The organism is Pseudomonas sp. SK3(2021) (assembly GCF_016772375.1).
Lineage (GTDB): Bacteria > Pseudomonadota > Gammaproteobacteria > Pseudomonadales > Pseudomonadaceae > Aquipseudomonas > Aquipseudomonas chlororaphis_I.
Map to the genome: position 1 here is coordinate 1,421,610 of NZ_CP061943.1, position 14,591 is coordinate 1,436,200.

The following is a 14,591-nucleotide window of genomic DNA, read 5'->3' on the forward strand; positions in this document are numbered from 1 at the left end:
AACAAGGCCCGTCTCTGACGGGCCTTGTCTTTTTATACACAGGCTGTTTATCGCGGCGCGGCTCCTAAGGACGGGGTTCAAGGAAAGAGCACAAGGACAGGGCGGCGCCGCGTCGAGGATCACTCACAGGATGCTTATGTTGCTGCGCCCGGTTTTCCGCGCATTGATGGTTTTGGCGATGCTGTTGCTGGCTCCGTGCCTGATGGCGGCGCAGAACCTGCCCTTCAAGTTGGTGCCGGCCTTTGTCGAGCTGCCACCGCTCACCCTGGCTTCGGCCGAACGGCAATGGCTGGCGGGCCGCGGCACCTTGAAGGTGGGCATTTCGATCGACGACTACCAGCCGATCGACATCACCCGCGACCGCAACCGTTACCAGGGCATCAGCGCCGATTACCTGAGCCTGGTGGGCGAACGCCTGGGCGTGTCCCTGGAAGTCCTGGGGTTCTCCGAGCGCGAACAGGCAGTCGAGGCGTTGCGCACAGGGGCGATCGATATCCTGACCAGCGCCAACGGTTACGAGCGTGGCTCCACGGGGCTGCACTTCTCCAGTGACTACATGCCCGACCGCGCGGTCGTAGTGGTGCGCAGGGACGAGGCGGAAGTTCCCGAGGACCTGGCCGGCAAGAAAGTGGTGTTGCTGGAGGGCTATGCGGACGCCAAGATCGCCCACGCAGCCTATCCCCACAGCCAGATCATTCTTTCGCCCAATCTGTACAGCGGCCTGGAAGCCTTGAAGCAGGGGGATGTCGATGCCTTTATCGGCAATGAAGTGATCGTCCGTGCCTACAAGGCGCTGCGCCCTTACCTGGGGTTGCAGGTCCGCACTGAAAGCCGGCTGCCGCCGATCGGCTTTGCCTTCGCCACGCGCCAGACCGATCCGCTGTTGGGCCGCCTGATCGAGCGGGCGCTGGAGAGCATCGACGACTCCACGCGGCGGGAGATCCTGGCCCGCTGGACCACCGGGCTAGGCGCCAGCACCGGCGACGAGCGGATCAAACTGAGCAAGCAGGAGCGTGCCTGGCTGCTGGAGCATCAGCATGTGGTGGTGGCGTCCCAGCAGTTTCCGCCCTACGTGTTCAAGGACAAGGACGGCCAATGGGCCGGGTTGAACATCGACCTGCTCAACCGGATTTCACGCATGACCGGCCTGCAGTTCGTCCAGGAGGAGACCTTCTCCACGGCCCACACCCTGGACCTGCTGCTCAAGGGCCGGGCCCAGATGAACACCACCTTGTCGGCCAACGACGAGCGCTGCGGCTTCCTCGATTTCACCCATGCCTTTGGCGGCTCGGCCTGGGTGTTCGTGGTCCGCGCCGACGATATCCAGCTCAATACCTTCAACCAATTGGCCGGCAAGGTGCTGGCGCTTCCGGCCAAGCACGCGTTGGAGAGCTACGTCCGGCAGAACTACCCGAAGGTCCACCTGCGTTTGGTCGACACCTACCTGGAGGCGCGGGCCCTGGTGGCCAGTGGCGAGGCCGACGCGACCATCCAGAACGAAGTCGAGGTGCAGGGCTACCCGGCGAACGGGCTGCGCATCGGCCGTAGCGTCGAGGGCAAGTGGTCGGCCGACGAATTGTCGGTGCGCCGGGACCAGCCCGAGCTGCTGAGCATCCTGAACAAGGCCCTGGAAGCTTTCCCGGTGGCCGAGCTCAGTGCCATCCGCCTGAAATGGCTGGGGGTGACGCCGGTGCCGGTGCCCATGTGGCAGCGAGTGCCGGTGTGGATCTACTGGGTCACCTTCACCGCGATCCTGTTCGGCCTGCTGTCCCTGGCCTGGAACACCCGGCTCAAGGGGCAGATCCGCCAGCGCCTGCAGGCCGAGCAACGGCTCAACGACCAGTTGGCGTTCAAGCGCGCCTTGCTCGATGGCATTCCCAACCCGATCTTCGTCCGCGACCTGGCCGGGCGCCTGATCACCTGCAACAAAAGCTACGAGACCCAGACTGGCATGTGCCTGGAACAGCTCAAGGGGCTGTGCCTGACCGAGTTGGATGTGTTGCCCGAGGCTACGGCCCGACAGTTGCACCGTGAGTTCCTGGAGCAGGTGGAGTCGCAGGAGTCGGTGTTCGTCGACCGTCAGATCGAATCCAGAAGCGGCCCGGTGCAGGTCTATCAATGGACGGTGCCGTTCTACAGCGCTCAGGGCGAGCTGCAAGGGCTGCTGGGGGGCTGGATCGATATCACCGAGCGCAAGCGTCTCGAGGAAGAACTGCTGGAGGCGCGTCGCGCGGCGGATCAGGCGAACTACGCCAAGAGCGCCTTTCTCTCGACCATGAGCCACGAAATTCGTACGCCGATGAACGCGATCATCGGTTTGCTGGAGCTGGAAAAGGAGCAGGCGCGCCTGCGCGGCATGCCGTTTTCCGATGCCTTGCGCGTGGCTTATCAGTCGGCGCAGGAGCTGGTCGGCCTGATGGGCGACAACCTCGACCTGGCCAAGATCGAGGCCGGGCATATGCAGCTGGCGCCGCAGACCGTGGCCTTGCGAGACTTCTTCGAAGACATGCAGCAATTGTTCGAGGTCACCGCGCGCAACAAGGGGCTGCGCTTGACGCTGGCTTTCGACGAGGCGGCGGACGGCTTCTACTGGCTCGACCCGTTGCGCCTGCGCCAGGTGCTGCACAACCTGCTGAGCAACGCCCTGAAGTTCACCCAGGCCGGCGAGGTGCGGGTGTCCGTGGAGCGCCAGGCCGATGAACAGGGCGCCGACCGCTTGTGCATCGGCGTGGCCGACACCGGGTCGGGCATCAGCCCCGAGAAGCAGGCGAGCCTGTTCGATCCGTTCATTCAGGCCCATGTGCAGACGACGCCGGAGCAGGGCGGAACCGGCCTGGGCCTGAGCATCTGCAAGCAACTGGTGGAACTGATGGGCGGCCGTATTCTGCTGCAAAGCCAACCCGGCGTGGGAACCACCGTGACCCTCGAACTCTATCCGGAACAGGTGGTCGAGGCTTTCAGCCAGTCGCCCCAGGTGACCAGCGAACGTCCGCAGAGCCGTCGCATGTCGGTGCTGGTGGTCGACGACGTGCGGGCCAATCGCATGGTGCTCAGCCAGCAATTGATGTTCCTGGGGCACAAGGTGGTGGCGCTCGACAGCGCCGAGGCGGCGCTGGCGCGCTGGCAGGGCGAGGCGTTCGACCTGGTGATGACCGACTGCCACATGCCGGGCATGAGCGGTTATCAGCTGAGCGAGGCGATACGTGAGATCGAGGTCCGGGAAAGGCGTGCGGCCTGCCCGCTGATCGGCTGCACCGCCAATGCCTTCGAGGATGAACAACAACGCTGCGAGCAGGCCGGCATGGATGAACTGCTGGTCAAGCCGGTGACCCTGGACCGGTTGGCGCAGATGCTTGCGCGCTTCTTGCCGCCACCATCCTTCGACATCCAGACCCTGCGCACCATGACCCAGGCCGACGAGCCGATCCTGCAACGCATGCTGCGCGAGCTGTGGAACAACCTGGGGCAGGAGCAGGCGGCCCTGGAATCGGCGGTGCAGGAGCAGGACTGGGCGCGTATCGGCGCATCCACGCACCGCCTCAAAGGGGTGTGCTGCCTGATCGACGCGCTGCCGCTGGCCCAGGTCTGCATCGACCTGGAGGCGGCTGTCCGGGCCCGCTCGACGGCGGTGCTGGCGGAGCACTGGCAGCACCTGAAGGAGGCCATCGGCTGCTTGCGCAGCGATATCGAGCCGTATCTGGGTAGCGATTAAGACTTGTCTTATGGGGCGGCCTGCCCTTGGCGATTAACGTACTGGTCCGCTGCGGATTCTCGCTGCGCTTGCCGTCTCGGAGGTCGTTTCATGCACAGGTTGAAAGTGCTCGTTCTTGAAGATAATTCGTTCCAGTTGATGGCCCTGCACCAGATGCTCAACGCCAATGGCGTGTTCAACGTACTGAACGCCGAAAGCGTTGCCGCCGCCCGACAATCCCTGGACAGCAAGGGGCCGGTGGATATCGCCATCTGCGATCTGTACCTGGAGCAGGCCGACGGGCTGGAGCTGATCCGTTACCTGGCGGAGCAACAACGGGCGAAGGCGCTGATCATTCTCAGCGACGCGCAAGCGGATGTCCGCGAAGGCGCCGCGGCCATGGCCCGGCAGCAGGGCCTGAAGGTGCTGGGCTGCGTGCCCAAGCCGGCCTCGGTGACCTTGGTCAATGAGCTGCTGGGGCTGTACCAGCAATGTTTCGAGCCGGGCCCGCAAGCCTTGTCACTGGCCCAGGTGCGCGAAACCCTGGCGCTGGATGTATTCCAGCCTGAGGTGCCGACCGCCGAGGAAGGGCAGGCGGCGGTACTGCGCCATGGAGTCGCGCACTTTCAGCCGGTGGTCAGCCAGGACGGCGAGGTCCAGGGTGTCGAGGCGCTGGCGCGCTGGCAGCACCCGGAACACGGCCTGATGCTGCCCGCCGAGTTCCTGCCGGTGATTGAGTTCGCCGGGCTGGAGGAAGCTTTCACCTGGCTCATGCTGGAGCAGGCCATGCAGCTGTCGGCCGGGGTGCGCCTGGTCATGGGCCGTTCGCTGGCGATCTCGGTGAACATCCCGGTGGGCATGCTGGAACTGCCGAACTTCGCGCGCCAGCTGGAAGCCCTGCTACGGCGTTTTGAGGTACCGGCACGCCTGCTGACCCTGGAAATCGTCGAGACCACCGAGTTGCAAACCGATACCACCCATGTGGAAGCCCTGCTGCGCCTGCGCATGATCGGCTGCAAGCTGTCGATTGGCGACTTCGGCACCGGTGGCACCAGCCTGCAGCGTTTGCTGGAGTTACCCTTCACCGAGCTGAAGATCCCGCCGGCCTTCGTCTGCGGGCTGGCGGCCGATGAGCGCAAGTCGGCGGTGGTGGCCGGCGCCATGAGCATGGCCCGGCGCATGTCGCTGGGGCTGGTGCTGGCCGGTATCGAGAGCGCCGCCGATTACCAGGCGGCCAAACGCTTGGGACAGGCGCGCCTGCAAGGCTGCTTCATCGCCGAACCCATGAGCGCGGTCGCCGTGCGCCAGTGGGTCGCCCGGCGCTTGCGTGACGACTTCGACGAGCAGGCTGGCTGAGCCCGCGCTCAGGCGAGCCCGTGTTCCTGCACGTAGATGTACAGCGCCGCGGCGCTGGACAGGCCGAGCTTGCGCATGGCGCTGACCTTCTGGGTGCTGACGGTCTTTTTGCTGCGGCTGAGCCTGGTAGCGATTTCCCCGACCGTCAGCCCGGCCGCCAGCAGGCGGATCACTTCGAGTTCGCGGGGCGACAGCTGTTCCCCGGACAACAGGCGGTCCGGCCCGACCTCGCCCGCCAGGCTGAGGAGTTGCTGGATGGCCTGGGCGACGAACACCTTGTCGCGGCGCACATGGCTGATCGCCGCCGGCAGTTCGTCGGCCAGGCTGGCCTTGCTCAGCAGGCCCATGACGCCCAGGTCGAGAATCGAGCGGAACAGCCCGGCATTGTTGAGCATGGTCACTACCACGATCGGCAGCTCGGGGTGATGCCGGCGCAGTTGCTCGATCAGGCGCAGGCCGTCGTTCTGCTGTTCCCCCGGCATCATGAAGTCGGTGACCAGTACTTCGCAGGGACAGCATTGCAGCAGCTCGCCGAGGGCTGTCGGGGAACTGGCTTCGCCGACGATCTCCAGGCTGTCGTCGCGCTCCAGCACGGCCCGCAGGCCGATAAGGAAAATCGGATGATCGTCGGCGAGGACGATCCGCAGTTTTTTATTGGATATTTGATTCAAGGCTCGCTCCGGTGAGAAGGCAGCATTTCGGACAGGCCCTGCAACCGGGCAACCGTCATCGCGGCGCCGTCGGGCTGTGCCAACCGCTTGAGGAGAGGGCCCCCATGGCCACAACCCCACCTGCCAGAAAGACCTGCGCAAGGCCTGAAAATCCGCCCCGGGAGCAGGTCGCGATGCCGGTTCGGATCGACCCTCGACGCTTTTCCTGCCAACAAGCGGTATCGCGCTACAAGAAGGTCGAGGCACTGATCGATCAGCCGGCACCCTCGCATTCGTTTCTGGTTTGAAGTGCCGATTCTAGTCTGATACCGGCTGTTTTTTATCTGTCATGTTTTGCGCGCATGCTGGATCGACTCAGGTCGGCAACCGCCAGCGGTTGCGAACTTTCTTCTCTGGGCGATGGTCACTTGAATGCCAGAAAGCTACCGGCATTCGTGTATTCGAGCCTTAATTCCAGCTATTGAGTGGTGATCGAGATGGAAAGTATCAGCCTATTGTTGGGTGAAGCTTTGAGCCCGTATCAGGTAACTCTGACCCCGCGCGCGCAGGGGGAATGCCTGGTGAGCCTGAAGAATGCCTTGGGGGCCATCGTGGTCGAGCGTGAGTTCAGCCAGGCCCAGTTGACCGACAAGCGCCAGTTGACCGATGTCGTCGATGGCCTGCATCGCGACGTATTGATCGCCGAAGGTCGCCTGGAACCCTGTGTCATCGCGGCCTTGCGCAATGCGGCCCAGGAGAAGGCGTTCGACAGCGCGCGCTGATTGGAGATTTTCGGGAACCTTCGCTTCAGTCCATCAGTCAGACCCTTGGCAACGGGAGCGAGCATTGTGCTCCGGTGCTTGTCGCTTGTTGCACGGGTCTGGTTTCAGGCCACGTTTAACCCCGAGTCGTCTCCCCACTGCTCGGGGTTTCTTTTTGCCCGGGTTTTTCAGCGCAGTGGCGTGTCGCGGAAAAATGCCAGGGCATCGCTGCGGTACTGCTCGCGCAGCGATGGTTCCAGCCACTCGGCGTACAGCTCCAGCAAGCTGTGCGGGCGCAGTTCGAGCAGCGAGTGGTTGATGCGCTCCACGGCCTGTCGGCCCTGCGGTGTGTTCGAGCAGCCGACGTTCACCGATTGATACTTGGGCATGCCCTGGATCGGGTAGAACTCCAGGTCGTTCGGATCGATCCCTTGCTGTTGCGCCTGGAAACGAATCTCCGGCTGATAGCCGATCAGGGCTTTGAGGCGTCCGCGTCTTTGCATCTGCAGCAGGTTGCCGATGGCGCTGTTGCCGTAGTGGGCTATCAGGGCTCCGGGCGGCGCCTGGGCGAGCAGGCTGTCGATCTGTTCGCCATAACTGCGCTCGGCCACCACGCCAACGCTATGCGGGACGCTGGCCAGGAGCGCGCGCAAGTCGATATGGCCATCGTGGACAAACGGCTGCAGGCCGTCACTGTCCTTGCGGCGTACCGCCAGGCCGTTGCTGAACACGCGAAAACTGGTGATGGAAAACGCAATCCACTGCGCCCGCTGCCGGTTGAACATCAGCGCCGGGTCGCAGACGAAGGGCTGTTCCCGGAGCATCTGCATGCCCCGGGCGCGGTTGACGTGCACGATCTGGTGGTCGTACTCCGGCAGGCTGGCCATCAGCACAGGCAAGGCCTGGTCGATCACCCCCCGGCCTTTTTGCGGGCCTTCGAAAATCGTCGTTGGCGGCAGGTCGCGCAGGATCCAGACCAATGTGTCCCTGGCCTGGCTGGCCTGGGGCCAGGTGCCGAGCGCCAACAACATAAAAAACAAACCTATCCCGCGAATCATTCGCCCGCCACTGCAGGGGTTCATCAGGCTGCTGATCCTTGTCGGAAAAACTCTCATTGTCGCGAAATCGTGGGCAATGCTAGATCGCGCCGCTGTCACGCAGGCTTTTGATTTGCTGCCCGTCGTAACCCAGGGCGCCCAGCACCTGGGCATTGTGTTCGCCGAGCGCGGGGCCGACCCATTCGGACGAGCCGGGGGTGTCCGAGAGTTTCGGAACGATGCCGGGCATCTTGAATGCCTTGCCATCCGGCAGTTTGGCCTGGAGGAACATTTCCCGGGCGAGAAACTGCGGATCGCTGAACATGTCCTCGGCGCTGAAGATGCGGCTGGCGGGGACTTGCGCCTGGTTCAGCAATTCGAGCACGCGCTCCAGCGGCAGCGAGTTGACCCAGCGATCGATAACCCCGTACAGCTCGTCGCGACGGCTGTCGCGGCCGTCGTTGCTGGCCAGGGCCGGGTCGTTGGCCAGGTCGTCGCGGCCGATCAGCAGCATGAAGCGCTTGAAGATCGCATCGCCGTTGGCGCCGATCTGCACGTGCTTGCCATCGGCGCTGGTGTGAATGGAGGAGGGGGTGATGCCGGGCATGATGTTGCCGGTGCGTTCGCGGATGAAACCGAAGACGTCGAACTCCGGGACCATGCTTTCCATCATGGCGAAGATCGCTTCGTACAATGCCACGTCCACCACCTGGCCCTGGCCGCCGTTGACCTCGCGGTGCCGCAGGGCCATCAGTGCGCCGATCACGCCCCACAGGGCGGCAATCGAGTCGCCGATGGAAATGCCGGTGCGCACCGGCGGACGGTCCTCGAAACCGGTGATGTAGCGCAGCCCGCCCATGGACTCGCCGACCGCGCCGAACCCGGGCTGGTCCTTCATCGGCCCGGTCTGGCCGAAGCCGGACAGGCGCACCATTACCAGCTTGGGGTTGAGGGCATGCAGGGTGTCCCAGCCCAGGCCGAGTTTTTCCAGGACCCCGGGGCGGAAGTTCTCGATCAGGATGTCGGCTTCCGCCAACAGCTTCTTCAGCACTTCCAGGCCGTCCGGGTGCTTGAGGTTCAGGGTCAGGGACTTTTTGTTGCGCGCCTGGACGAACCACCACAGCGACGTGCCTTCATACAGCTTGCGCCACTTGCGCAGCGGGTCGCCGCCATCGGGCGATTCGACCTTGATCACCTCGGCGCCGAATTCGGCGCAGATGCGCGAGGCGAACGGGCCGGCGATCAGGGTGCCGAGTTCGACGACTTTCAGGCCGGCAAGGGGTTTGGCGGTAAGCGGCATGGAAGATTCTCGTAGGACAAAGATTGGACGGTAGAGCGTTTTAACATAGCCCGGCGCTCCCTCGCCAAAGGATGATGGTGCGCGATTCGTGGATTGGCCCGTGCATCGGTTAGACTTGCCGCCTTTCCTCGTATCAAGAAGCCCCGTCCATGGCCCAGCCGTCTACCACCTACAAGTTTGAATTGAACCTGACTGACCTCGATCGCGGGGTGTACGAAAGCGTCAAGCAAACCATCGCCCGCCATCCGTCGGAAACCGAAGAGCGCATGACCGTGCGCCTGCTGGCCTACGCCCTTTGGTACAACGAACACCTGTCGTTCGGTCGTGGCCTGTCGGAAGTGGATGAGCCGGCCCTGTGGGAAAAAAGCCTGGACGACCGTGTGCTGCACTGGATCGAAGTCGGCCAGCCGGACGCCGAGCGCCTGACCTGGTGCTCGCGCCGCACCGAGCGCACCAGCCTGCTGGCCTACGGCAGCCTGCGCGTGTGGCAGACCCGGGTGGTGGACGCGGTGAAGAACCTGAAGAACCTCAATATCGCCGGCGTGCCCCAGGACGTCCTGGAAGTCCTGGCCAAGGACATGCCGCGCGTTATCAAGTGGGACGTGATGATCAGCGAAGGCACGATCTTCGTCACCGACGATCGTGGCCAGCACGAAGTCCAGCTGGAATGGCTGTTGGGCGAGCGCTGAGTTCGCCACGCCGCGCGCTGTTTCGCTGTATTCCCCGTATCGAAGAGAAGCCTCTGTCACCCCATGCGTATCGAACCTCGTGAGTTGCCCGCCACCCTGCCGTTTCTCGGTGATCTGCCACCCTTGCTGACCCGCCTGTACGCCGCCCGTGGCGTGCGGTCCGAGGCCGAGCTGGACAAGAGCCTGGCGCGGCTGATCCCGTTCCAGCAGCTCAAGGGCATCGAGGCTGCGGTGGACCTGCTGGTGACGGCGCTGGAGCAGCGTGAACGCATCCTGATCGTCGGCGACTTCGATGCCGACGGCGCCACCGCCAGTACCGTGGGGATGCTCGGTCTGCGTCTGCTGGGCGCGGCCCATGTCGATTACCTGGTGCCGAACCGTTTCGAATATGGCTATGGCCTGACCCCGGAAATCGTCGCGGTGGCCCTGCAGCGCCAGCCCCAACTGCTGATCACCGTGGACAACGGCATCTCCAGTGTCGAGGGTGTGGCGTCGGCCAAGGCGGCCGGGCTGAAAGTGCTGGTCACCGACCACCACTTGCCGGGCCACGAGTTGCCGGCGGCCGATGCCATCGTCAACCCGAACCAGCCCGGCTGCGAGTTTCCGAGCAAGGCGCTGGCTGGGGTCGGGGTGATCTTCTATGTGCTGATGGCGCTGCGGGCCCGCCTGCGCAGCCTCGGCCGGTACGAAGCCAAGCCGCAGCCGAACATCGGCGAACTGCTGGATCTGGTGGCGCTGGGCAGCGTCGCCGACGTGGTGCCGCTGGACGCCAACAACCGCATCCTGGTGCACCAGGGGCTGGAGCGGATTCGTGCCGGGCGCGCGCGGCCGGGGATCAAGGCGATCCTCGAAGTGGCCAAGCGCGAAGCGTCGCGCATCACCTCCACCGACCTGGGCTTCATCCTCGGCCCACGGCTGAATGCCGCCGGCCGCCTGGACGATATGAGCCTGGGCATCGAATGCCTGCTCAGCCACGACATGGCCCTGGCGCGGGAAATGGCCAGCCAGCTGGACGAGTTGAACCAGGATCGCAAGTCCATCGAACAGGGCATGCAGCGCGAAGCCCTGGCCCAGCTCAAGGACTTGCCGGTGGAGTCGATGCCGTTCGGCCTGTGCCTGTTCGAACCCGACTGGCACCAGGGGGTGATCGGGATTCTCGCCTCGCGGCTGAAAGAGCGGTACCACCGGCCGACCATCGCCTTTGCCGACGCCGGCGAAGGCATGCTCAAGGGCTCGGCGCGTTCGGTGCCGGGCTTTCATATCCGCGATGCCCTGGACGCGGTGGCGGCCAAGCACCCGGACCTGATCAGCAAGTTCGGCGGCCATGCCATGGCCGCCGGCCTGTCGCTGCCGGAGCAGAATTTCCCGGCCTTCGCCGAGGCCTTCGATGCCGAGGTGCGCCGCCAGCTGCGCGAGGAAGACCTGACCGGGCGCCTGCTGTCGGACGGCACCCTGGCGGTGGAAGAGTTCCACCTCGAGCTGGCCCGCGCCCTGCGCCATGCCGGGCCCTGGGGCCAGCACTTTCCCGAGCCGCTGTTCCATGGCGTGTTCCAGCTGGTGGAGCAGCGCGTCGTCGGCGAGCGCCACCTCAAGGTGGTGCTGCGCAGCGAATGCGGCTCGGTGAAGCTCGACGGCATCGCCTTCGGCATCGACCGCGATATCTGGCCGAACCCGACCATCCGCTGGGTGGAACTGGCCTACAAGCTGGACCTCAACGAGTTCCGCGGCCAGGAAACCGTGCAACTGATGATTGCCCATATCGAACCGCGTTAAGACTGCTGACGCTATCGCGAGCAAGCTCGCTCCTACAAGGATTGTGTGGCCACTGCAGGCGCGAGCTTGCTCGCGAAAAAACGCCAGGCCAGCGCTACCTTCCCCGGCAAAATGTGTCAGAACCCTGCTGTTCGCGCGGTTGTCGACTAGTCTCTAAACACTGCTTGATTGGCCTTGTGACGTCTTGTCCTTTTTTCTCCCGCGGGGGCGGGCGCTGTTCCTTTCCAGTCACTCGTCGACTTTTCAAACAGAACCCTGGAGCCTGACCACTGATCGAGAGGTGCCCCATGAGTCTGCTGCTTGAACCCTATACCCTTCGTCAATTGACCTTACTCAACCGCATCGCGGTATCGCCCATGTGCCAGTACTCCAGCGTAGATGGACTGGCCAATGACTGGCACCTGGTGCACCTCGGCAGTCGTGCCGTGGGGGGCGCCGGGCTGATTTTCACCGAGGCCACGGCGGTCACCGCCGACGGGCGCATCACGGCCCAGGACCTTGGCCTGTGGAACGATGAACAGATCGCTCCCTTGCAACGCATCACCCGGTTCATCGCCGCCCAGGGCGCGGTCGCCGGCATCCAGCTGGCCCACGCCGGACGCAAGGCCAGCACCCATCGGCCGTGGCTGGGCAAGCATGGCAGCGTCAAGCCCGAGGAGGGCGGCTGGGTCCCGGTAGGCCCTTCGCCGATTGCCTTCGACCCGCAACATACGCCGCCGACCCAGCTCGAAGAAGGGCAGATCGCCGCGATCGTCCAGGCTTTCGTCGACTCGGCCAAACGCGCCCTGATCGCCGGTTTCAAGGTGGTCGAGGTGCATGCCGCCCATGGCTACCTGCTGCATCAATTCCTCTCGCCCCTGAGCAATCAGCGCCGCGACCAGTACGGAGGCTCCTTCGATAACCGCATTCGCCTGGTCCTGCAGGTGTGTGAGGCCGTGCGGGCGGTCTGGCCGCAAGAGTTGCCGCTGTTCGTTAGGGTTTCGGCCACCGACTGGGTGGAGGACGGTTGGAATCCGGATGAAACCGTCGAGCTGGCCCGCCGCCTGAAGGCCCTGGGGGTGGACCTGATCGATGTTTCCTCGGGCGGCACCGCGGTCAATGCCGAGATCCCCACCGGCCCTGGCTACCAGACGCGCTTCGCCGAACGGGTGCGCAAGGAGTCGGGGATCGCCACCGGCACCGTAGGCATGATCACCGAACCAGCCCAGGCCGAGCACATTCTGCGCACCTGTCAGGCTGACATCATCTTCCTCGCCCGCGAGCTGCTGCGCGACCCGTACTGGCCGTTGCACGCCGACGACGACCTGAGCGGACACAAGGCGATCTGGCCGGCGCAGTACCAGCGCGCGACCCATCGCGACCAACCGATTCACGAGTCGGACCTGCGCGAGTGAGCTGAGCGGGGGCATAAAAAAACCGGCCTGTGGGGGTAATGCCGACCAGTCAAGCGATTGGTTCGACTGTAGGAGCGTCGACCGGCCGCTCCTACAAAAAGCCTTGACTGATCGGCATTTGCCTGTGAGGGCCGGTTTTTGTGCCGTGTCGTAGCACCGCGACCTGTAGCCGCTGCCGCAGGCTGCGATGGACCGCGTAGCGGACCCCATACGGACCGGCAGTCGATCCCTTGTCCGTGGTGTCCGTTTACGACCGGTTCCCGGTCGATCTCAACCTTCGGCAGCGGCTACAAGCGATCATGCTTCCTCAGCTGTACTTGCGCTTGTCCGGTGCCGGCGGGAAGTACTGGTACAGCCAGGTTTCGCTCAGGGTGCGATCGTTGGTGCGGATGAACAGCCGCAGCTCCACCGGATCGACGCTGTCGTTGGTCGGGTACCAGTCGAAGAGCACGCGATAACCCTGGATCTCGTCCAGCTTCAGCACGTGGAAATCCTTGACCTGGCCGTTCGACGCGGTGACCACCGGTTCGATGCCGGTGCCTTCCGGCAGCCGCTCCAGGCCACCGCCGTTAAAGTCCACGGCGAAGCGCCGGGCCCAGACCGGCGGGTAATGCTCGCCCGGGGCCCAGCCTTCGACGAAGCCACCCATGCCCGAACGGGTGGCGTTGACCCGCGCCAGCGGCGTGCCCACCGGTGGCAGGGCGCTCCAGTACAGCTTGTAGCCGTAGTTCAGCGAATCCCCGGCGGCCAGCGGCTTTTTCGGGGTCCAGAAGGCTACGATGTTGTCCAGGGTCTCGCCGGTGGTGGGGATCTCCAGCAGATCGACCGAGCCTTCGCCCCAGGCGGTGGTCGGCTCGACCCACAGGCTCGGGCGCCGGCTGTACCAGTCCACGGTGTCCTGGTAGTTGGCGAACTCGTGGTCGGTCTGCACCAGGCCGAAACCTTTCGGGTCCTTGTCGGCGAAGGCGTTGAACTGCAGGGTCGCCGGGTTGTTCAGCGGGCGGCAGATCCACTCGCCGTTGCCGCGCCACATGGCCAGGCGGTCCGAGTCGTGGATTTGCGGATGAATGGTGTCGCACATGCGCCGTTCATGGGTGCCGCAACTGAACATGCTGGTCATCGGCGCGATACCCAGCTGTTCGATGGCGGTACGGGCGTTGACGTGCGCGTCGACATCCATCACCACGCGCTCGGCCTGGCAGTCGATGTCGAAGCGGTAGGCGCCGGTGGCGCTGGGCGAGTCGAGCAGGGCATAGACCACAAAGCGGGTGCTGTCCTTGTCCGGGGTCTCGAACCAGAACCGAGTGAAGTCGGGAAACTCTTCACGCTTCTTGGCGTAGGTGTCGATCGCCAGGCCGCGGGCCGACAGGCCGTACTGGCCGGTCTTGTCCACCGCGCGGAAATAGCTGGCACCGAGGAAGGACACCACGTCGTGCCTGTCCAGTTCCGGGGCCTTGAACAGCTTGAAGCCGGCAAAGCCCAGGTCGCCCTTGAGCTGGGCGGTATCGACGCTGGTGTTCTGGTAGTTGAACAGCGACGGGCGGAAATGCACTTCCCGCGCCTGACGGGTCTTGGTATCGACGCTGTACATGCGCACCGGCTGCTTGAAGCCCATGCCGACGTGGAAGAACTGCACATCCAGCTGGCCGTTCAGCTCCTTCCACAGCGAGTGGTTGCCGTCGTACTGGATCGCATTGAAGTTCTGCGGGGTCATGGTCGCCAGGGTCGGCGGCAGCACCTGCTTGGTGTCCACGTAGGGCTTGCTGGCCAATTGCTTGGCCTGGGACTTGAGAATCTCGAAATCGAAGGCCTGCGCCTCGCCGTCGGCGGCGCCCGCCCAGGCCCGGGTGGCCAACAGCCCCGTGGCCGACAGGCCGGTGTAGGCTGCCAGCGCCATGGATGCTTTCAGAAGATGCCTGCGATGCATAAGTGAACCTTGT

At 64.3% G+C, this 14,591-nt stretch carries 11 protein-coding genes; 7 read left to right on the forward strand and 4 right to left on the reverse strand.

Translation table 11 applies throughout. The features are described from left to right. The first annotated feature begins 136 nt into the window (after nt 1-136). Together IF690_RS06345 and IF690_RS06350 are read left to right on the forward strand one after the other, a co-directional pair. Complete coding sequence (locus IF690_RS06345) at nt 137-3,712, forward strand: ATP-binding protein (RefSeq protein WP_202701312.1); 3,576 nt, start codon at nt 137-139, stop codon at nt 3,710-3,712. 90 nt (nt 3,713-3,802) lie between these two features. Further along, nucleotides 3,803-5,047, forward strand: coding sequence for an EAL domain-containing response regulator (locus tag IF690_RS06350; RefSeq protein ID WP_202699295.1), 1,245 nt, complete (start codon nt 3,803-3,805; stop codon nt 5,045-5,047). An 8-nt stretch (nt 5,048-5,055) separates the two neighbouring features. Here IF690_RS06350 and IF690_RS06355 read toward each other — a convergent pair whose 3' ends face one another. Continuing rightward, nucleotides 5,056-5,718 (reverse strand): response regulator, encoded by a 663-nt coding sequence (locus IF690_RS06355; protein WP_202699296.1) that lies wholly within the window; start codon nt 5,716-5,718, stop codon nt 5,056-5,058. A 104-nt stretch (nt 5,719-5,822) separates the two neighbouring features. On the opposite strand from IF690_RS06355, the gene IF690_RS06360 reads away from it, so the two are divergent. Together IF690_RS06360 and IF690_RS06365 are read left to right on the forward strand one after the other, a co-directional pair. Then, entirely contained in the window at nt 5,823-6,005 is a 183-nt protein-coding gene (locus tag IF690_RS06360; protein ID WP_202699297.1) for a hypothetical protein, read from the forward strand. A 189-nt stretch (nt 6,006-6,194) separates the two neighbouring features. Beyond that, entirely contained in the window at nt 6,195-6,479 is a 285-nt protein-coding gene (locus tag IF690_RS06365) for a DUF3509 domain-containing protein (protein WP_202699298.1), read from the forward strand. A gap of 167 nt (nt 6,480-6,646) precedes the next feature. On the opposite strand, the gene IF690_RS06370 is transcribed toward IF690_RS06365, so the two are convergent. Together IF690_RS06370 and IF690_RS06375 are read right to left on the reverse strand one after the other, a co-directional pair. Further along, a complete protein-coding gene (locus IF690_RS06370; RefSeq protein WP_202699299.1) occupies nt 6,647-7,489 on the reverse strand; it encodes a TIGR02285 family protein in 843 nt (280 codons plus the stop codon). Nucleotides 7,490-7,595: 106 nt separating this feature from the next. Then, complete coding sequence (locus IF690_RS06375) at nt 7,596-8,795, reverse strand: CaiB/BaiF CoA transferase family protein (protein ID WP_202699300.1); 1,200 nt, start codon at nt 8,793-8,795, stop codon at nt 7,596-7,598. 149 nt (nt 8,796-8,944) lie between these two features. Between IF690_RS06375 and IF690_RS06380 the strand changes: the two genes are divergently transcribed. From IF690_RS06380 to IF690_RS06390, 3 genes are all read left to right on the forward strand, one after another. Beyond that, nucleotides 8,945-9,484 (forward strand): YaeQ family protein, encoded by a 540-nt coding sequence (locus IF690_RS06380; protein ID WP_007923023.1) that lies wholly within the window; start codon nt 8,945-8,947, stop codon nt 9,482-9,484. Nucleotides 9,485-9,547: 63 nt separating this feature from the next. Beyond that, nucleotides 9,548-11,257, forward strand: a complete 1,710-nt coding sequence (gene recJ, locus IF690_RS06385) for a single-stranded-DNA-specific exonuclease RecJ (RefSeq protein WP_202699301.1) — start codon at nt 9,548-9,550, stop codon at nt 11,255-11,257. 287 nt (nt 11,258-11,544) lie between these two features. Further along, the gene (locus IF690_RS06390) at nt 11,545-12,651 is read left to right on the forward strand and encodes an NADH:flavin oxidoreductase/NADH oxidase (RefSeq protein WP_202699302.1); all 1,107 of its coding nucleotides are present in this window, start codon (nt 11,545-11,547) and stop codon (nt 12,649-12,651) included. Between the two features lie 307 nt (nt 12,652-12,958). Here IF690_RS06390 and IF690_RS06395 read toward each other — a convergent pair whose 3' ends face one another. Beyond that, on the reverse strand, nt 12,959-14,578 hold the full coding sequence (locus tag IF690_RS06395; protein WP_202699303.1) for a glucan biosynthesis protein D: 1,620 nt from the start codon (nt 14,576-14,578) through the stop codon (nt 12,959-12,961). Nucleotides 14,579-14,591: the final 13 nt, after the last annotated feature.